Here is a 17812-nt window from a genome sequence, read left to right as displayed (position 1 = left end):
TGCGGCTGCGCGAACGAATGCAACGTTCACCAGCATGCGCACGCGAGCGCATGGGCGAACGCATTGCCGACGTCGGACGCGAAGGGTTTCTGGGGCGCGTTCGGCTGTTCGTGCTGGGCGGTCTGACGTGGCGACCCCGACCCCTCGCGGCGGCGCCGGCAACCCGGCATGGGTCCGCGCGCTGCTCGTGCAGCCGTGGGTGCCGCCGCTCGTGCGGCTCGCACTGGTGTCCGCTTACCTGCTCGGCGGCGTCGCGAAGGCGCTCGACTTTCACGGCGCGGTCGCGGAGCAGGCGCATTTCGGCCTGCGACCGGCCGCGCTGTGGGCGGCGCTCGCGATCGCGGTCGAGATCGCCGGCTCGCTGTGCGTGGTATTTCGCCGTTTCACGTGGCTCGGCGCCGGCAGCCTCGGTATGCTGACGCTCGTCGCGATGTTCGTGGCGAACGATTTCTGGAACCGGACGGGCGCCGGGCGTTTCATGGCGCTCAACAGCTTTTTCGAGCATCTCGGGCTGATCGCGGCACTTGTGCTCGCGACGGTGCTCGACGATGCGCGGCAATCGGCCGATGATGGCCGTTCCATTCGATGACGATGCAACAACCAGGAAATCCATTGATGAAGTCCATTCGTTCCCTGCTGCTCGCCGCGATGTTCGCGGGCGGTCTTGCCGGCGCGCCGACGGCGTTCGCGAAACCGCCGGTGCCGCCGGCAGTCACACCCACGGTGGCCGTCGGTCCGCAGTACGACACGACGCACGTGTGCGTCGCCCCCGAAGACTTCGACCGCTTCACCGACAGCTTCGTCGCGACGTTCGGCGGCAAGAAGTCGAAGCAGGGCGTGTTCCAGGTCACGCCGACGCCGAGCCAGACGATGTCGCAGCTCGTGCTGACGCCGGTCGGCACGATCTCGGTGTTCGGTTTCAAGACGCCGATCCCGTATCCGTTCTGCGAGGAGCGCACCGGCTATCTCGTGACCGACATGGACGCGGCCGTGAAGTCGGCGCGCGAGCACGGCGCCGACGTGATCGTCGACACGTTCCCCGATCCGATCGGCCGCGACGCGATCATCACGTGGGCGGGCGGCGTGAACATGCAGTTGTACTGGCACACGCAGGCGCCGCACTACGATGCGTTGCAGACCATTCCCGAGAATCGCGTCTACGTGTCGCCGCAAAGCGTGCGCAAGTTCGTGCACGATTTCGTCAAGTTCTCGAAAGGCAAGGTGGTGTCCGACAACCTGAAGGCGCCGGGTATCGAAATCGGCCGGCCGGACGATACGTACCGCCGCATTCGCATCGAGTCGGGCTTCGGCAAGATGACCGTGCTGGTGACGGACGGCCATCTGCCGTACCCGTTCGGGCGCGAGATGACCGGCTACGAAGTGCCCGATCTCGCCGCGACGCTGAAGCAGGCCGAAGCCGCGGGCGTGACGGTGCTCGTGCCGCCGTTCAAGTCGGACGGGCGCGACGCGGCGCTCGTGCAGTTCCCGGGCGGCTACGTCGCCGAGATTCACGCGAGCGCGGCGCGATGAAGCACGAGGACACGATCCTTGCCGCGGTGGCCGGCTTCGTCGACACGCTGAGCTTCGTCGCGCTGTTCGGGCTGTTCACCGCGCACGTGACCGGCAACTTCGTGCTGATCGGCGCGGGCATCGCGGGCTTCGGCCAGGGCGTCGTGCTGAAGCTCAGCGTGTTTCCGGCGTTCGTGTGCGGCGTGATCGCGGCGAGCCTGATCGCGCGGTCGATGGCCGCGCGGCCCGCGTGGCAGGGCATGCGCGTGCTGCACGCGGTGCAGGCCGTGCTGCTGCTCGGCTTCTGCGCGGCCGGCGTGTGGGCGACGCCCGTCACGCAGCCCGACAGCCTGCCGGCGCTCTTGGCCGGCATCGTCGGCACGTTCGCGATGGGCGTGCAGAACGCGCATCCGCGCGTGATCGCGCGCGCGGGCGGCGTGCCAAACACGGTGATGACCGGCAACGTCACGCAGGCGATCCTCGACGTCGTCGACATGCTGTCCGCCCGCACGGCCGACGGTGCGCGGGCAACGGCGCGCGCGCGCTTCGCGAAGATGCTGCCGGCGATCGTCGCGTTCGCGCTCGGCGCGGCGGGCGGTGCGCTCGGGTTCCGCTACGTCGGGTTTCTGGCGTTGCTCGCGCCCGCGGGTGCGCTGGCCATGCTTGCGCTGTGTGCGTCGCAGGCGGCCGGTACGACCACCCCGGAGCGCGCATGATCGAGCGGAGGCGAACGAGGTCCTGCAGCCGACGCGTCGAGCGGGCCGCGCGGTTGTCGATCGTCGCCGGGCTGCTGTTCGCGGGCGCCGATGCGGTTGCGGAAACGGCAGCCGCGTCGACCTCGACTACGTCGTCGGCGTCGACCTGCACCGTCAAACGCCCGACCGTCCTGTTCAACCGCTGGCAGGAAGACTGGTCGGTGCTCGCGAATCCGTGCGTGCCGCGCAAGCCGCTCGACGGGTTGAAGTACCTCCCGCTCGGCAACGATCCGCAATCCTATCTGTCGCTCGGCGTGAACCTGCGCGAGCGGCTCGAGACCAACGACGCGCCGCTGTTCGGCATCGGCTCCGCGCAATCGGATACGTACGTGATCCAGCGCGTCGAAGTGCATGCCGATGCGCATCTCGGCCCGCACTGGCAATTCTTCGTGCAATTGCAGGACGCACGCGCGTTCGGCAAGAACACGGTGTCGCCCGTCGACAGGAATCCGCTCGATCTCGAACAGGCATTCGCGACCTACACGGGCGCGCTCGGCGGCGGCACGGTCAAGTTTCGCGTCGGCCGGCAGGAGATGGCGTTCGACCTGCAGCGCTTCATCGCCGCGCGCGACGGCCCGAACGTGCGGCTCGCGTTCGATGCGGTGTGGGCCGATTACGAATACGGGAAGTGGCGCTTCATCGGCTATGCGACGCAGCCGGTGCAGAACCGCAACGCGTCCGATTTCGACGACGTGTCGAATCGCGATCTCACGTTCAGCGGCGTGCGCTTCGAGCGGCAATCGGTCGGGCCGGGCGACCTGTCCGGCTACTGGTCGCGCTACAACCGCCGCAATGCGCGGTTCCTCGATGCGAGCGGCCCCGAGCATCGCGATGTATGGGACGTTCGCTACGCGGGCACGCACGGGCGCTTCGACTGGGATCTCGAAACGATGCTGCAGACCGGCACGGTCGGCAACGCCACGATCGGCGCGTGGGCCGTCGGATCGATCGCCGGCTACAGGCTCGACGCGCCGTGGTCGCCGCGCATCGCGCTGCAGGTCGATGCGGCATCGGGCGACCGGCATTCGCGCGACGGCCGCGTCGGCACGTTCAACCCGCTGTTTCCGAACGGCTATTACTTCACGCTGGCCGGCTATACGAGTTACGCGAACCTGATCCACGTGAAGCCGTCCGTGACGCTGAAACCGGCGGCGAACCTGTCGCTGCTCGGCGCGCTGGGCTTCCAGTGGCGCGAGACGACCGGCGACGCCGTCTATCAGCAGCCGAACATCCCCGTGCCGGGCACGGCAGGCAAGGGCGGCCTGTGGACGGGCATGTACGTGCAGTTGCGCGCGGACTGGACGATCGCCGCGAACCTGATCGGCGCGGTCGAGGCCGTGCACTTCCAGGTCGGCGACGCGATCCGGCAGGCGGGCGGGCACAACGCGGATTACGTCGGTGTCGAGCTGAAGTACGGGTGGTGACGGCGGCGCGCGGCAACCCGCACGCGGCATGAAAAAGGGCAGCCCCGCGGGGCTGCCCTTCGTTCGTCCGGGGTCCGGGCCGGCCGTGCGACCGGCCCGTTCGCGGTGGACGCGATGCGATTACAGGTTCGGCGACAGCGCGAGCGCGTTCGTCAGGTCGCCCATCGGCTGCGCACCGTTCGCCTTCAGCGCGTCGTCGCGTTGCTGCAGGCCCGCGAGGCGCGGCAGCGAGAAGCGGCGCGTGATGAAGCGCAGGATCGAGCCCGTGTCGTACTGCGTATGATCGACGAAGCCCTTCTTCGCGAACGGCGACACGATCAGCGCCGGAATGCGCGTGCCCGGGCCCCAGCGGTCGGCGTTCGGCGGCGTCGCATGATCCCAGAAGCCGCCGTTTTCGTCGTACGTGACGACCACGACCATGTTCTTCCATTGCGGGCTGGCCTGCAGGTGCGCGATCACGTCGGCGATGTGCTGGTCGCCGGACGTGACGTCCGTGTAGCCCGGATGTTCGTTCAGGTTGCCTTGCGGCTTGTAGAACGTGACCTGCGGCAGCGTGCCCGCATCGATCGCCTTGATGAACTCGGCGCCGTTCGCACCGCCGTCGAGCAGGTGCTGCGCGCGGCTCGCGGTGCCCGGCGCCTGGTTCGCGAAGTAGTTGAACGGCTGGTGGTGCGGCTGGAAGTTCGGCGTCGACAGGTCGGCGCCGTAGATCACGTTCGACGTGCCGTTCTGGCTCGCCTGCAGCGCCTGGCCCCATGCGCCCGCATACCACGCCCACGACACGCCCGCGTTGGTCATCAGGTCGCCGATGTTGGTCGCCGTCTGCGGCGGCATCGTCGACGGATTGGCCGGGTCGGCGAGCAGCGGGTCGCCGCCCGCGGCCGCCTTGTTGCCGCTCGGCTGATACGCCGGCTGCATCGTATTGATGCCGTAGAAGTCGGGCGTGAGCGCGCCGTCGTTGACGAACTTCGGCGGGCCGCTCAGCGCGGAGGCCGGCGAGTTCGTCGCCACCTTCAGCGATTTGCCGTCGGCATTGAGCACGGCGATCTTGCCGGCCGCCGGGCTCTTGTCGGCGTTCGGGTAGTACGGTGCGCACGCGCAGATCAGGTACTGGTGGTTCAGGAACGAGCCGCCGAACGCGCCCATGAAGAAGTTGTCGGCCAGCACGTACTGCTGCGCGATCTTCCACAGCGGCAGCTTCGACGGATCGGCCGTGTAGTGGCCCATCGTCAGGCCGCCCGCGTCGGTCCATGCGGCGTACATGTCGTTCTTGCCGCCGTTGATCTGCATCTGGTCCTGGTAGAAGCGGTGCACGATGTCGCGCGTCGCGATGCTCATCGACTGGTTGAAGCCTTTCGGGTCGTCGATCGCGAACGGCGCGTTCGGCAGGTTCGCCGTCATCGCCTCGGTCACCGCCGGCGTGATGCCGGTCGCGGTCAGGCCGCCCCAGATCTTCGGCAGCGTCGCCATCGTCGAGCCGTCGCGATCCTTCTGCACCGAGTTCGCGGCCGTCGCGTTCTGCAGGCCGTTCGCGCCCGGGAAGTTGCCGTACAGGTTGTCGAAGCTGCGGTTTTCCGCGTAGATCACGACGACGTTCTTGACGGCCGACAGACCCTGCTGCGTGACGTCGTCGCCGCCGCAGGCGGTCAGGCTGAGCGCGGCCGCGAGGGCGATCGGCGTGCAGCGAATCCAGGCGTGCTTCTTCATGCGATGTTCTCTCTCATTCGTCGTGGGTCGCGTGTGGGAACCGGGGGCGGGAGGGCCGGCGCGCGAACCTCGCGGTATCGCCCGGCTGCGCGCATTATCTGGAACCGATTTGACAGCAGGGTGTAGGGGCGCTTTCAATTGACTGTCGGTGGAACGTCATTGAACGGTCACGGAACTGACATAAGCTCCGGCCGGTTGCCCACCGCTACCAGAACAACGACGATGCACACCCTTCTGAAATCCTGCGCGTCCGCGCGATCGCTGATCTCCGCCGCGGCGACGCTCGCGGTGGTCGGCGCGCTCGCGGCGTTCGCCGGTTGCGACGCGCGGCCCGGCACGACCGCATCGGCCGCGTCCGTCGTACCGGCGGCTCAGGCGGCCCCGGCCGCCCCGGCCGCCCCGGCCGCCCCGGCGGTCGCGCCGGCCACCCAGCCGCAGACGCGCGCGCAGGTGTTCGAGGGCGTGAAGCAGATGACGGCGCTCGGCAAGCAGTTGTTCTTCGATCCGTCGCTGTCCGGGTCCGGCAAGCTGGCCTGCGCGTCCTGCCACAGCGCCGAGCATGCGTTCGGGCCGCCGAATGCGCTGTCGGTGCAGCTCGGCGGCGACGACATGCACCGCACCGGCTTTCGCGCGGTGCCGTCGCTGAAGTACCTGCGCGGCATCCCGCCGTTCAGCGAGCACTTCCACGATTCGCCGGACGAAGGCGACGAAAGCGTCGACGCGGGTCCGACCGGCGGGCTGACCTGGGATGGCCGCGTCGATACGCGCGATGCGCAGGCGCGCATTCCGCTCACGTCGCCGTTCGAAATGAGCAGCTCGCCCGCGCGCGTGGCGAAGGCGGTGCGCGCCGCGCCGTATGCCGACGCGTTCCGCAAGGCGTTCGGCGACCAGATGCTCGGCGACGATCGCGCGACGTTCGATGCGGTGCTGCGCGCGCTCGACGCATTCCAGCAGCAGCCGGCGCTGTTCGATCCGTACACGAGCAAATACGACGCGTATCTGGCCGGCCACGCGCAGCTCACGCCCGCGGAGTTGCACGGGCTGCAACTGTTCAACGACGAGAAGAAGGGCAACTGCGCGAGTTGCCACATCAGCCAGCGCACGCTCGAAGGCGGCCCGCCGCAGTTCAGCGATTTCGGGCTGATCGCGATCGCGGTGTCGCGCAACCGTGCGTTGCCCGTCAATCGCAACCCGCGCTTTTACGATCTCGGCGCGTGCGGGCCTGAGCGCACCGACCTGAAAGGGCGTGACGAATTCTGCGGGCTGTTCCGCACGCCGTCGCTGCGCAACGTCGCGCTGCGCAAGACGTTCTTCCACAACGGCGTGTATCACTCGCTCGAGGACGTGATGCGCTTCTACGTCGAACGCGACATCCATCCGGAGAAGTTCTATCCGGTCGTGCATGGCAAGGTGCGGCTCTACGACGATTTGCCGAAGCGCTACTGGCCGAACATCAACCGCGAAGCGCCGTTCGACCGCAAGCGCGGCGACCAGCCGGCGCTGAATGCGGCCGAGATCAAGGACGTGATCGCGTTCCTCGGCACGCTGACTGACGGATATCAGCAAACGGACGCACCGGCCAAGCCCTAGAAGGCATTCATCGCAGCACGCATGCTATGCTCGCTCGCTGACGGGCGTGGCGCGTGCCGGAGCGCCGGCCGCCGGAGCGCCGGCCGCCGGAAGGCCGGCATGCACCGCGCCGTTCGATCGAACATCCAAGGAGAAAAACATGTCGATGCGTGCATCCCTTTCCGTCGTCACGCGCGTGCTGGCCGGCGCCGCGTGCGCAGCCGCGATGCTGCCCGCCCATGCGCAGAACAACCTGAACTTCCTGAACGACACGCCGATCAGCTATTTCAGCAAGGCCGACCGCGCGTCGCTCTCGAAGGCGGTCGTGCAGGCGCGCGACGAAGGCAAGGACGGCGAAACCACGACGTGGCAGAGCAGCGGCCGCGGCACGCAGATCGACGCGAAGCTCACGCCGAGCACGACCGAGGCGGACGGCAAGACCTGCCGCGAAATCGCGACCGAAATCACGGCGAAGGGCCAGACGATGACGCTCAAGCCCGTCTACTGCAAGACGGCCGCGGGCAAGTGGCAGTTGCAGAAGCGCTGAGCACGCGCGTGACGAAGCGGGGCGGCGCGCCGCGCACGGTGTCATGCGGCGTCGTGATCCTCGATGCGGCCGGCCGCGTGTTCCTCGCGCACGCGACCGACACCACGCACTGGGACATCCCGAAGGGGCAGGGCGAGCCGGGCGAGACGCCGGCCGACGCCGCGCTGCGCGAACTGCTGGAGGAAACCGGCATCGAGCTGGACGCCGCGCGGCTGCTCGATCTCGGCCGCTTCGCGTACCGGCACGACAAGGACCTGCACCTGTTCGCGGTGCTGGCGGCCGAAGGCGAGATCGACCCCGCGCACTGCACGTGTACGTCGCTGTTTCCGAGCCGCCGCGACGGCTCGATGATTCCGGAGATGGATGCGTATCGCTGGACCGTGCCGGGCGACATCGATGCGTATGCGAGCCGCAGTCTCGCGCGGCTGTTTCGCACGAAGCTGTCGCTGGTGGAGCTGCATCGGCGGTTGTCGGGTGCGTGAACGGACGCTGCCGCGTTTCGCTTCGACTCACATGAAAAAACCGGCCCTGGAGCCGGTTTTTTCATGATCAGGCAACGGCGGTTTGCGAATCCGCATGCCGCCGCGCGGAACAGGCCGTCAAGCCGGCTTGCCCCAGCTGTCGCGCAACCCGACGATCCGGTTGAACACCGGCTTGCCCGGCTTCGAATCGACACGATCCGCAACGAAGTAGCCGTGGCGCTCGAACTGCACGCGCGTTTCCGGCGCGATGTCGCCGTTGCCCGGCTCGACGTACGCCTGCACGATCTTCTTCGAATCGGGGTTCAGCGCGTCGAGGAAGTTCGCGCCGCCCGCGTCCGGATGCGGCTCCTTGAACAGGCGGTCGTAGATCCGCACTTCGGCCGGCTGCGCGTGCTTCGCGCTGACCCAGTGGATGTTGCCCTTGACCTTGTAGTTGTTCGCGCCTTCCGTGCCCGACTTGCTGTCCGGGAAGTAGTTGCAGTGCACGGCCGTCACGTTGCCGTCGGCGTCCTTGTCGAAGCCCGTGCATTCGATCACGTAGCCGTAGCGCAGGCGTACCTTGTTGCCCGGGAACAGGCGGAAATAGCCCTTCGGCGGGTTCTCGACGAAATCCTCGCGCTCGATCCACAGTTCGCGCGAGATCGGGAACGTGCGCACGCCGCGGTCCGGATGATGCGGATGCACGGGCGCCGTGCAGGCTTCCTCGAGGTCTTCCGGATAGTTGTCGATCACGAGCTTCAGCGGATCGAGCACCGCGACTGTACGCGCGGCCTTGTCGTCGAGGTCGTCGCGCAGCGCGCCTTCGAAGACGCTCATGTCGATCCACGAATCGATCTTCGTCACGCCGATCCGCTCGCAGAACAGGTGAATGCTCTCGGGCGTGAAGCCGCGGCGGCGCACGCCGACGATCGTCGGCATGCGCGGGTCGTCCCAGCCGTCGACGTGGCCTTCGGTGACGAGCTGCAGCAGCTTGCGCTTGCTGGTGATCGCGTACGTGAGGTTCAGCCGCGAGAATTCGATCTGCTGCGGCAGCGGGCGCGTGAACACGCCGGCTTCCGCGAGTTCGTTCAGCACCCAGTCGTACAGCGGGCGGTGATCCTCGAATTCGAGCGTGCACAGCGAATGCGTGATGCCTTCGAGCGCATCCGAGATGCAGTGCGTGTAGTCGTACATCGGATACACGCACCATGCGTCGCCGGTGCGGTAGTGGTGCGCGTAGCGGATCCGGTAGATCACCGGGTCGCGCATGTTCATGTTCGGCGAAGCCATGTCGATCTTCGCGCGCAGCACGTGCTCGCCTTCCTTGAACTCGCCGGCCTTCATCCGGCGGAACAGGTCGAGGTTTTCCTCCGGCGTGCGCTCGCGGAACGGCGACGGCTTGCCGCCTTCGGTCAGCGAGCCGCGGTTCGCGCGCATTTCGTCGGCGCTCTGGCTGTCGACGTACGCCTTGCCGCGCTTGATCAGCAGCTCGGCGAACTCGTACAGCTTGTCGTAGTAGTCGCTCGCGAAATACTGGTGATCGACCGCGTCCTTGCGCCAGTCGAAGCCGAGCCAGCGCACCGCGTCGACGATCGAGTCGACGTATTCGACGCTTTCCTTTTCCGGGTTCGTGTCGTCGAAGCGCAGGTGGCACACGCCGCCGTAGTCGCGTGCGACGCTGAAGTTCAGGCAGATGCTCTTCGCGTGACCGATATGCAGATAGCCGTTCGGCTCGGGCGGGAAGCGCGTCTCGACGCGGCCGCCCCATTTGCCGGTGCGGTTGTCGTCGTCGATGATGTTGCGGATGAAATTGGAAGCCGCGGGGGCGTCGTTGCGTTCGGTGCTCATGCGGTTGGCGTCAGGGTTGTGTCGGCGCGTCGCGCCGGTTTAATCCTGTAATTCTACCTGACCGGGGTCCGTCCCGCGCGGCCCGCCGGTCGGCCGCGGTGCGTTCGCGATGCGTGTCGCAATATATCGAGTGTGTGTCGGCTGTAACACGACGTAAATCGGATTGCCCGCGCCGTTCGGCTTTTCCTATGATGGCTCTACCGATTCAACGCCGCCGGTCGCAATTTTTGCGCGGTGGAAGGAAGCCAACAACCATGATGAAGAAGACCACTTTTCTCGTTCGTACCGCGGTGATCGTCGCGGCCCTGTCGCAACTCGGCGCATGCGCGATGACGCATACGCAGCGTAACGCCGGGATCGGCGCGGCCGCGGGCGGCGCGCTCGGCTACCTGATCACGGGCGGCCCGGTCGGCACCGTGGCCGGCGCGGCGGCAGGCGGCCTGGTCGGCGCCGGCGTACGCTGATCCACGCCGGCAGGCGCCCGCGACGCGGGCGCCCTGACCGCCGGCCGCGGTCGTGCGCCTGCCTGAACGCGTCACGACCCGCTCGAGGTTCAAGCACATCCCCTGGATTTTGACAGGCACCATCAGGGAGAGGCGGGTGTGCGACACTGCGTCGACGCTACTACATGACTCCATTCGTCGACGAATCCTTCCATGACCGACTCCGTCGTTTTCGTCTTGCCGGGTTACGCCAATTCGGGCCCGCTTCACTGGCAAAGCCGTTGGGAGCGTGCCGATCCGCGTTTCGTGCGGATTGCGATGCCGGACTGGAACCACGCGTTCCGCAACGGGTGGTGTCGCGCGCTCGATCGTGCGGTCGAAGCCGCGCGCGGGCCCGTGCTGATCGCCGCCCATAGTCTCGGCACGCTGACCACCGCATGGTGGGCGACCCGCTACGCGCGGCCGCCCGCGCTCGCGAAAGTGCGCGGCGCATTGCTGGTCGCGCTGCCCGATCCTGCCGGGCCGGCGTTTCCGGCCGACGCGCACGGCTTCGGCCCGGTGCCGCACGAGCGAGTGCCGTTTCCGACCTGCGTCGTCGCGAGCAGCGACGATCCGTACGGTTCGCTCGCGTTCGCACGCGGCTGCGCGCACGCGTGGGGCAGCGCCTTTCACGACATCGGCCCGCGCGGCCACATCAACGCGGACAGCGGGCTCGGGGAATGGCCGGAAGCGCGCGGCTGGCTCGAGGCGCTCGGGACGACGGGCTGACTGCCGGTCGTGGTTCACCGAATCGGACACATTTTTTAACCAAGCGCGAATTTCATGCGATGCGTCGCGGCGCGACGTGCGCATTGCTGCGCGTACGATTGTCTTGGGCGCGACGCGCAACCGACTGCGTGTTGTGACCAACCCCATGACTTTCTGATCGGCCGGGCCGATAGAGTGACGGCCTGTTCAATTCGATTGGAAGGAGGGGCCATGTCGAGCGGCTCGAGGCGAGGCCGACGCGAAGCACTGTTCGACTGGGCTCCGATGGGAACCGCGGTGCAGGTATCGTGAAGATCGCATCGGCAACGCGATTCGCGATCCCGTGTCTGGCGATGCTGATCGGTCTGCTCGCCGGTTTCGGCTGGCGCAGCCTCGCCGACTGGACCGACAGCCCCATACGGATCGATCCCGGCACCGACCTGCTCAGCGTGCTGCCCGACGAAGTGATGTCGCTGACCTATACGACCGCTGCGCTCACGCTGACCGCGCAGCGCTCACAGCCCGCGGCGCGGTTCGCGGTGCAGGTGACTTATGCGGATGGGCGTGCCCCCCCGGCAATGCGTGGCGTCGGCGGATCTGGCCGCGCACCTCGAGTCCTTTTCGACGATCGTCGCGCAACGGCAGCTCGACCCGGCCGACCTCGCGCGCGGATTTCCGCAGCAGATCGGGCGGCTGGATATCCGTGATCGCATTGCGTCCGAGCCGCCGCCGGTCGTCTTCCTGGCCGCGGCGGATTCGGACGCGGTCGCCATCGCCGTCGACGGTCTGTGGGCCGGGCACGGTGGCTACGCGGCAGTTGTGCGTTCGCCATCGCGCGCGGCGCTTGCGGCGCTGGCCGGCGGCTGCGATACGCTGGCCCGGCGCTGACCGGACGGCGGGCGCCCCCGTTCCGGCCCGCCGCCGCGCCGCTCAGATCGCCTGCTTCGCCTTCAACGCGGCGATCCGCTCGTCGTCGTAGCCGAGCATGTCGCGCAGCACGTCTTCCGTCTGCGCGCCGAGCAGCGGCGGGGCCGTGCGCGCGTCGGGCGGCGTCGCGCTCATCCGGATCGGGTTGCGCACGAGCTTCACGTCCGCGCCGCACGGATGCGGCAGCGACACCTGCATCCCGCGCGCGACCACCTGCTCGTTGTCGAACACCTCGCCGAGATCGTTGATCGGCCCGCACGGCACGCCGGCCGCTTCGAGCGCGCCGATCCAGTCGGCCTTGCCGCGCGCCTTCACCATCTCCGCGAGGATCGGCACCAGCGTGTCGCGATGGCGCACGCGCGACGGGTTCGTCGCGAAGCGCGCGTCGTCCGCCAGCTCGGGCCGCCCGCCCGCCTCGACGAACTTGCGGAACTGCCCGTCGTTGCCGACCGCAACGATGATCCAGCCGTCGCTCGTCTGGAACGTCTGGTACGGCACGATGTTCGGATGCGCGTTGCCCCAGCGCACCGGCGGCTTGCCGCTCGCGAGGAAGTTGGTGTTCATGTTCGCGAGCAGCGCGACCTGCACGTCGAGCAGCGCCATGTCGATGTACTGGCCTTCGCCCGTGCGGTCGCGGTGCGCGAGGGCGGCGAGCACGGCGATCGTCGAATAGAGGCCGGTCGCGAGATCGGCGATCGCGACGCCGGCCTTCTGCGGGCCGCCGCCCGGCTCGCCGTCGCGCTCGCCGGTGATGCTCATGAAGCCGCCGATCCCCTGCACGATGAAGTCGTAGCCCGCGCGATGCGCGTACGGGCCGGTCTGGCCGAAGCCGGTGACCGAGCAGTAGACGAGATCGGGCTTCACCGCGCGAAGGGATTCATAGTCGAGCCCGTATTTCTTCAACTGGCCGACCTTGTAGTTCTCGAGCACGACGTCGCTCTGCGCGGCAAGCTCGCGCACGATCTGCTGGCCTTCCGGCGTCGCGATGTCGACCGTCACCGAGCGCTTGTTGCGGTTCGCCGCGAGGTAGTACGCGGCCTCGGCGGTATCCGCGCCGTCCGCGTCCTTCAGGTACGGCGGCCCCCAGTGTCGCGTGTCGTCGCCGGCGCCCGGGCGCTCGACCTTGATCACGTCCGCGCCGAAATCGGCAAGGGTCTGCGCGCACCACGGGCCCGCGAGCACGCGGGTCAGGTCCAGCACGCGGATATGGCTCAGGGCACCCATCGTCGAATCGTCTCCTTTCATGGCGGGCCTGCGTTGTCGGGCAAGGCCGATTGGCATGCCGAGCATCTTAAGGCGAATCGGCCGCGCGGGTGGCCTGGAGCCCGTTATCAGCGGGAACAGGCTCCGACCGGTCGTCCGGAGGGTCGAGCCGCCTCGCCGGCGCTTTGCCCGGAAGCCGGCCCCGATCCCGTATAATCGATCGTTTCCGAATCCATGCCGCCGCGCGCCCCGCCTGGGGCGCCGGCGTTTGAAGCCGTCTTTGCCAGACTGTCCCCGCACGCCATGAAAGCTGCCGAAATCCGCGAGAAATTCCTCAAATTCTTCGAATCGAAGGGCCACACGATCGTCCGCTCGTCGAGCCTCGTGCCCGGTAACGACCCCACGCTGATGTTCACGAACTCGGGCATGGTCCAGTTCAAGGACGTCTTCCTCGGCACGGACCCGCGCCCGTACTCGCGCGCCACCACGGCGCAGCGCAGCGTGCGCGCGGGCGGCAAGCACAACGACCTCGAGAACGTCGGCTACACGGCGCGCCACCACACGTTCTTCGAGATGCTCGGCAACTTCTCGTTCGGCGACTACTTCAAGCAGGACGCGATCAAGTTCGCGTGGGAGCTGCTGACCACGGTCTACCAGCTGCCGAAGGACAAGCTGTGGGTGACCGTCTACCAGGAAGACGACGAAGCCTACGACATCTGGGCGAAGGAAGTCGGCGTGCCGACCGAGCGGATCATCCGGATCGGCGACAACAAGGGCGCGCGCTATGCGTCGGACAACTTCTGGACGATGGGCGACACTGGCCCGTGCGGCCCGTGCACGGAAATCTTCTACGACCACGGCCCGGACGTGTGGGGTGGCCCGCCGGGGTCGCCCGAAGAAGACGGCGACCGCTACATCGAGATCTGGAACCTCGTGTTCATGCAGTTCAACCGCGATGCGCAGGGCAACATGACGCGCCTGCCGAAGCAGTCGGTCGACACCGGCATGGGCCTCGAGCGTCTCGCCGCGGTGCTGCAGCACGTGCACAGCAACTACGAGATCGACCTGTTCCAGAACCTGATCAAGGCCGCCGCGCGCGTGACCGAGGTCGGCGACCTCACGAACAACTCGCTGAAGGTGATCGCCGATCACATCCGCGCGTGCTCGTTCCTGATCGTCGACGGCGTGATTCCCGGCAACGAAGGCCGCGGCTACGTGCTGCGCCGGATCGTGCGCCGCGCGATCCGCCACGGCTACAAGCTCGGCCGCAAGGGCGCGTTCTTCCACAAGCTGGTGGCCGATCTCGTCGCCGAGATGGGCACCGCGTATCCGGAGCTGAAGGAAGCCGAACAGCGCGTGACCGACGTGCTGCGTCAGGAAGAAGAGCGCTTCTTCGAGACGATCGAGCACGGCATGTCGATCCTCGAAGCCGCGCTTGCCGACGTCGACGCGAAGGGCGGCAAGGTGCTCGACGGCGAGCTCGCATTCAAGCTGCACGACACGTACGGCTTCCCGCTGGACCTGACGGCCGACGTGTGCCGCGAGCGCGGGATGACGGTCGACGAGCCGGCATTCGACGACGCGATGGCGCGTCAGCGCGAGCAGGCGCGCGCGGCCGGCAAGTTCAAGGCCACGCAGGGCCTCGAATACTCGGGCGCGAAGACCACGTTCCACGGTTACGAGGAAATCGCGTTCGACGACGCGAAGGTCGTCGCGCTGTACGTCGACGGTTCGGCCGTCAACGAAGTGAAGGCCGGCCAGGATGCGGTCGTCGTGCTCGACCACACGCCGTTCTACGCGGAATCGGGCGGCCAGGTCGGCGACCAGGGCGTGCTCGCGAACGCCGCGACGCGCTTCTCGGTGGCCGACACGCTGAAGGTGCAGGCCGACGTGATCGGCCATCATGGCACGCTGGAGCAGGGCACGCTCAAGGTCGGCGACGTGCTGCGCGCGGAAATCGACGCGCATCGCCGCGCGCGCACGCAGCGCAACCACTCGGCCACCCACCTGATGCACAAGGCGCTGCGCGAAGTGCTCGGCGCGCACGTGCAGCAGAAGGGTTCGCTCGTCGACGCGGAAAAGACCCGTTTCGACTTCGCGCACAACGCACCGATGACCGACGACGAAATCCGTCGCGTCGAGCAGATCGTCAACGACGAGATCCTGGCCAACGCGCCGGGCATCGTGCGCGTGATGCCGTACGACGAAGCGGTGAAGGGCGGCGCGATGGCGCTGTTCGGCGAGAAGTACGGCGATGAAGTGCGCGTGCTCGATCTCGGCTTCTCGCGCGAACTGTGCGGCGGCACGCACGTGCACCGCACCGGCGACATCGGCCTGTTCAAGATCGTGATGGAAGGCGGCGTCGCGGCCGGCATCCGCCGCGTCGAGGCGATCACCGGCGACAACGCGGTGCGCTACGTGCAGGAACTCGACGCGCGCGTGAACGAAGCGGCAGCGGCGCTGAAGGCGCAGCCGTCGGAACTCACGCAGCGGATCGCGCAGGTGCAGGAGCAGGTGAAGTCGCTCGAGAAGGAGCTGGGCGCGCTGAAGTCGAAGCTCGCGTCGAGCCAGGGCGACGAGCTCGCGCAGCAGGCCGTCGAAATCGGCGGCGTGTACGTGCTGGCCGCGACGCTCGACGGCGCCGATGCGAAGACGCTGCGCGAAACGGTCGACAAGCTCAAGGACAAGCTGAAGAGCGCGGCGATCGTGCTGGCGGCCGTCGAAGGCGGCAAGGTCAGCCTGATCGCGGGCGTCACGCCGGATGCGAGCAAGAAGGTCAAGGCCGGCGAGCTCGTGAACTTCGTCGCGCAGCAAGTGGGCGGCAAGGGCGGCGGCCGTCCAGACATGGCGCAGGCGGGCGGCACCGAGCCGGCGAACCTGCCGGGCGCGCTGGCCGGCGTGAAGGGCTGGGTCGAAGAACGGCTCTGATCGTTGCACGACCGACGCGATGCGGCCGCAATGACGGCATCGCGTGAATCGAAAAACGACCCGATCGGCAGATGCCGGTCGGGTCGTTTTGTTTGTGCGGCCCATGCGCGTCGCTCGAGGCGGCGACGCGTGCGCACGGGTCACGCCGGCACGGTCGGGCTCGGCTGCGCCACGTCGCCGGGCAGCCGCGCGGCGTCGGTGAGCGCATCGCGCAGCGCGGCGAGCGCCGCCGACGCATGACCGCGCCGCCACCCGAGCAGCGTGTCGATGCCTTCGAGTTCGGGAATCGTGTGCGCTGCGATGTTGCCTGTCTCGGGTTGCAGATCGAGCACCGAACGCGGCGCGACCGCGATGCCCGCGCCGGCCGCGACGCACGCGACGATCGCGTGATACGAGCCGAGCTCGAGCACGCGCGCCGGCTTCACGCCGTGCGCCGCATACCACTGCTCGACGTACTTGCGATACGCGCAGCCGCGCTCGAACGCGATCAGCGTCGGCAGGATCACGTCGCGCGGCGTACGCACCGGCGGATGGCCGCGCGGCGTGAGCAGCACGAGATCCTCACGGAAGATCGGCGCCGTCTCGAACGTGTCGGGCAGCGTGTCCGGCTCGGGCGGGCGCGCGAACAGCGCGGCGTCGATCTCGAAGTCGCGCACGCGGTCGATCAGGCACCCCGTCGTGCCCGTCACCAGTTCGAGCGACACGTCGGGCCATGCGTGGTGGTAGCGCGCGAGGATGGCCGGCAGCCGGCTCGCGGCCGTGCTTTCCATCGTGCCGAGCCGCAGCCGCCCGCGCGGCGTGTCCTCGCGCACCGCGTCGCGCGCCTCGTCGGCGAGCGCGAGCAGGCGCTCCGCATACGGCAGCAGCGTATGCCCGGCCGGCGTCAGCACGAGCCGGCGGCCGTCGCGCACGAACAGCGCCGCGCCGAGTTCCTCCTCCAGCTGCTTGATGCGCGTCGTGACGTTCGACTGCACGCGATTGAGCTTGGCCGCCGCGCGCGTCACGCCGTTCTCGCGCACGACCGCCCGGAAGATCGCCAGCGCCGACAGGTCCATGATTCTCTCCAAAGGATGAGTCGATTCTCAATTATTCATTTTTCGAGAACGTTTGGTCAAGCTAGGATGGATCCATTCCGATTTCCGATCGGCCGGCGCGCGACGTGCCGGCCCATGCCGCCATGTCCCGCTTCGATGCTTCGACCGCCGCCGCCCGCGCGTTTTCGTCCGACCAGGCCGACCGCCGCGCCCGCGCGGCCGCGCTCGCCTGCATGGTCGGCCTGGCCGTCGTGCTCGGTGTCGGCCGTTTCGCGTTCACGCCGCTGTTGCCGCTGATGCTCGCGGACGGTTCGATCGGGCTGAAGGCTGGCAGCTGGCTCGCGTCGGCGAACTACGCGGGCTACTTCGCCGGCGCGGTCAGTTGCGCGGCGCTGCGCATCGCGCCCGCGCGGATGGTGCGCTTCGGGCTCGCGGCGACCGTGCTGCTGACCGCCGCGATGGGCGTCGGCCACGGGTTGCCGGCGTGGCTCGTCGTGCGTTTCGTCGCGGGCGTCGTCAGCGCGTGGACGTTCGTGTTCATGTCGCAATGGGGGCTGCGGCGCCTGGCCGAGCTGCATGCGCCGGAATGGAGCGGGGTGATCTACGCGGGGCCGGGCGTCGGCATCGTGGCGACCTGGGGCATCGTCGCGGCCGCGATGGCGTTCGTGTGGAACGACACGTCGTTCTACGCGCTGCGCTTCCTGCTCGGC

At 68.1% G+C, this 17812-nt stretch carries 16 protein-coding genes; 12 read left to right on the top strand and 4 right to left on the bottom strand.

Translation table 11 applies throughout. From position 1 onward, the window contains the following. Positions 1–127 precede the first annotated feature (127 nt). The 4 genes from LGN10_RS32885 to LGN10_RS32870 are packed head-to-tail and all read left to right on the top strand — an operon-like array spanning position 128 to position 3688. Positions 128–589: a DoxX family protein gene (locus tag LGN10_RS32885; RefSeq protein WP_226226236.1), complete on the top strand. Its 462-nt coding sequence runs from the start codon at positions 128–130 to the stop codon at positions 587–589. A gap of 26 nt (positions 590–615) precedes the next feature. Beyond that, positions 616–1530, top strand: coding sequence for a glyoxalase (locus LGN10_RS32880; protein ID WP_226226235.1), 915 nt, complete (start codon positions 616–618; stop codon positions 1528–1530). Continuing rightward, the gene (locus LGN10_RS32875) at positions 1527–2225 is read left to right on the top strand and encodes a YoaK family protein (protein ID WP_226226233.1); all 699 of its coding nucleotides are present in this window, start codon (positions 1527–1529) and stop codon (positions 2223–2225) included. The genes LGN10_RS32880 and LGN10_RS32875 overlap by 4 nt, the downstream gene beginning before the upstream one ends. After that, positions 2222–3688, top strand: a complete 1467-nt coding sequence (locus LGN10_RS32870) for an alginate export family protein (RefSeq protein WP_226226232.1) — start codon at positions 2222–2224, stop codon at positions 3686–3688. The genes LGN10_RS32875 and LGN10_RS32870 overlap by 4 nt, the downstream gene beginning before the upstream one ends. A 120-nt stretch (positions 3689–3808) precedes the next feature. Here the strand turns inward: LGN10_RS32870 and LGN10_RS32865 are convergent, their stop codons facing one another. Continuing rightward, entirely contained in the window at positions 3809–5395 is a 1587-nt protein-coding gene (locus tag LGN10_RS32865; RefSeq protein WP_226226231.1) for an acid phosphatase, read from the bottom strand. Between the two features lie 222 nt (positions 5396–5617). On the opposite strand from LGN10_RS32865, the gene LGN10_RS32860 reads away from it, so the two are divergent. The 3 genes from LGN10_RS32860 to LGN10_RS32850 all read left to right on the top strand — a co-directional run bounded on the left by LGN10_RS32860 (position 5618) and on the right by LGN10_RS32850 (position 7993). Beyond that, a complete protein-coding gene (locus LGN10_RS32860; protein WP_226226230.1) occupies positions 5618–6985 on the top strand; it encodes a cytochrome-c peroxidase in 1368 nt (455 codons plus the stop codon). Positions 6986–7124: 139 nt separating this feature from the next. Further along, the gene (locus tag LGN10_RS32855; RefSeq protein WP_059575947.1) at positions 7125–7511 is read left to right on the top strand and encodes a hypothetical protein; all 387 of its coding nucleotides are present in this window, start codon (positions 7125–7127) and stop codon (positions 7509–7511) included. Between the two features lie 8 nt (positions 7512–7519). Further along, positions 7520–7993 carry an NUDIX hydrolase gene (locus LGN10_RS32850; RefSeq protein WP_059575946.1) on the top strand — a complete coding sequence of 158 codons (474 nt, stop codon included), beginning with the start codon at positions 7520–7522 and terminating at the stop codon, positions 7991–7993. A 117-nt stretch (positions 7994–8110) separates the two neighbouring features. On the opposite strand, the gene LGN10_RS32845 is transcribed toward LGN10_RS32850, so the two are convergent. Continuing rightward, positions 8111–9820 (bottom strand): glutamine--tRNA ligase/YqeY domain fusion protein, encoded by a 1710-nt coding sequence (locus tag LGN10_RS32845; RefSeq protein WP_060010106.1) that lies wholly within the window; start codon positions 9818–9820, stop codon positions 8111–8113. 254 nt (positions 9821–10074) lie between these two features. On the opposite strand from LGN10_RS32845, the gene LGN10_RS32840 reads away from it, so the two are divergent. From LGN10_RS32840 to LGN10_RS32830, 3 genes are all read left to right on the top strand, one after another. Next, positions 10075–10284: an ornithine acetyltransferase gene (locus LGN10_RS32840; RefSeq protein ID WP_006497729.1), complete on the top strand. Its 210-nt coding sequence runs from the start codon at positions 10075–10077 to the stop codon at positions 10282–10284. Positions 10285–10476: 192 nt separating this feature from the next. After that, the gene (locus tag LGN10_RS32835; protein WP_226226229.1) at positions 10477–11031 is read left to right on the top strand and encodes an RBBP9/YdeN family alpha/beta hydrolase; all 555 of its coding nucleotides are present in this window, start codon (positions 10477–10479) and stop codon (positions 11029–11031) included. Between the two features lie 537 nt (positions 11032–11568). After that, positions 11569–11898 carry a hypothetical protein gene (locus LGN10_RS32830; protein ID WP_226226228.1) on the top strand — a complete coding sequence of 110 codons (330 nt, stop codon included), beginning with the start codon at positions 11569–11571 and terminating at the stop codon, positions 11896–11898. 42 nt (positions 11899–11940) lie between these two features. Here LGN10_RS32830 and LGN10_RS32825 read toward each other — a convergent pair whose 3' ends face one another. Continuing rightward, complete coding sequence (locus LGN10_RS32825) at positions 11941–13161, bottom strand: CaiB/BaiF CoA transferase family protein (protein ID WP_226226227.1); 1221 nt, start codon at positions 13159–13161, stop codon at positions 11941–11943. 282 nt (positions 13162–13443) lie between these two features. Between LGN10_RS32825 and alaS the strand changes: the two genes are divergently transcribed. Further along, positions 13444–16068, top strand: a complete 2625-nt coding sequence (gene alaS / locus LGN10_RS32820; RefSeq protein WP_059640613.1) for an alanine--tRNA ligase — start codon at positions 13444–13446, stop codon at positions 16066–16068. A 140-nt stretch (positions 16069–16208) separates the two neighbouring features. Here alaS and LGN10_RS32815 read toward each other — a convergent pair whose 3' ends face one another. Beyond that, positions 16209–17123, bottom strand: coding sequence for a LysR family transcriptional regulator (locus LGN10_RS32815; protein WP_226226226.1), 915 nt, complete (start codon positions 17121–17123; stop codon positions 16209–16211). 122 nt (positions 17124–17245) lie between these two features. Here LGN10_RS32815 and LGN10_RS32810 point away from each other — a divergent pair. Then, the coding region (locus LGN10_RS32810; RefSeq protein ID WP_226226224.1) for a YbfB/YjiJ family MFS transporter at positions 17246–17812 on the top strand (567 nt) is incomplete at its 3' end.

Source organism: Burkholderia sp. AU32262 (genome assembly GCF_020419985.1).
Taxonomy (GTDB): Bacteria; Pseudomonadota; Gammaproteobacteria; order Burkholderiales; family Burkholderiaceae; genus Burkholderia; species Burkholderia semiarida.
The sequence above is the reverse complement of the archived record's forward strand: the minus strand, read 5'-3'. Positions and strand labels throughout refer to the sequence as shown.

What these genes read in the sequence shown, in the direction of transcription:
- LGN10_RS32880 (WP_226226235.1), top strand. Translation starts at nt 616, where the DNA reads ATGAAGTCCATTCGTTCCCTGCTGCTCGCCGCGATGTTCGCGGGCGGT.
- LGN10_RS32875 (WP_226226233.1), top strand. Translation starts at nt 1,527, where the DNA reads ATGAAGCACGAGGACACGATCCTTGCCGCGGTGGCCGGCTTCGTCGAC.
- LGN10_RS32870 (WP_226226232.1), top strand. Translation starts at nt 2,222, where the DNA reads ATGATCGAGCGGAGGCGAACGAGGTCCTGCAGCCGACGCGTCGAGCGG.
- LGN10_RS32865 (WP_226226231.1), bottom strand. Translation starts at nt 5,395, where the DNA reads ATGAAGAAGCACGCCTGGATTCGCTGCACGCCGATCGCCCTCGCGGCC.
- LGN10_RS32860 (WP_226226230.1), top strand. Translation starts at nt 5,618, where the DNA reads ATGCACACCCTTCTGAAATCCTGCGCGTCCGCGCGATCGCTGATCTCC.
- LGN10_RS32855 (WP_059575947.1), top strand. Translation starts at nt 7,125, where the DNA reads ATGTCGATGCGTGCATCCCTTTCCGTCGTCACGCGCGTGCTGGCCGGC.
- LGN10_RS32845 (WP_060010106.1), bottom strand. Translation starts at nt 9,820, where the DNA reads ATGAGCACCGAACGCAACGACGCCCCCGCGGCTTCCAATTTCATCCGC.
- LGN10_RS32840 (WP_006497729.1), top strand. Translation starts at nt 10,075, where the DNA reads ATGATGAAGAAGACCACTTTTCTCGTTCGTACCGCGGTGATCGTCGCG.
- LGN10_RS32835 (WP_226226229.1), top strand. Translation starts at nt 10,477, where the DNA reads ATGACCGACTCCGTCGTTTTCGTCTTGCCGGGTTACGCCAATTCGGGC.
- LGN10_RS32830 (WP_226226228.1), top strand. Translation starts at nt 11,569, where the DNA reads ATGGGCGTGCCCCCCCGGCAATGCGTGGCGTCGGCGGATCTGGCCGCG.
- LGN10_RS32825 (WP_226226227.1), bottom strand. Translation starts at nt 13,161, where the DNA reads ATGGGTGCCCTGAGCCATATCCGCGTGCTGGACCTGACCCGCGTGCTC.
- alaS (WP_059640613.1), top strand. Translation starts at nt 13,444, where the DNA reads ATGAAAGCTGCCGAAATCCGCGAGAAATTCCTCAAATTCTTCGAATCG.
- LGN10_RS32815 (WP_226226226.1), bottom strand. Translation starts at nt 17,123, where the DNA reads ATGGACCTGTCGGCGCTGGCGATCTTCCGGGCGGTCGTGCGCGAGAAC.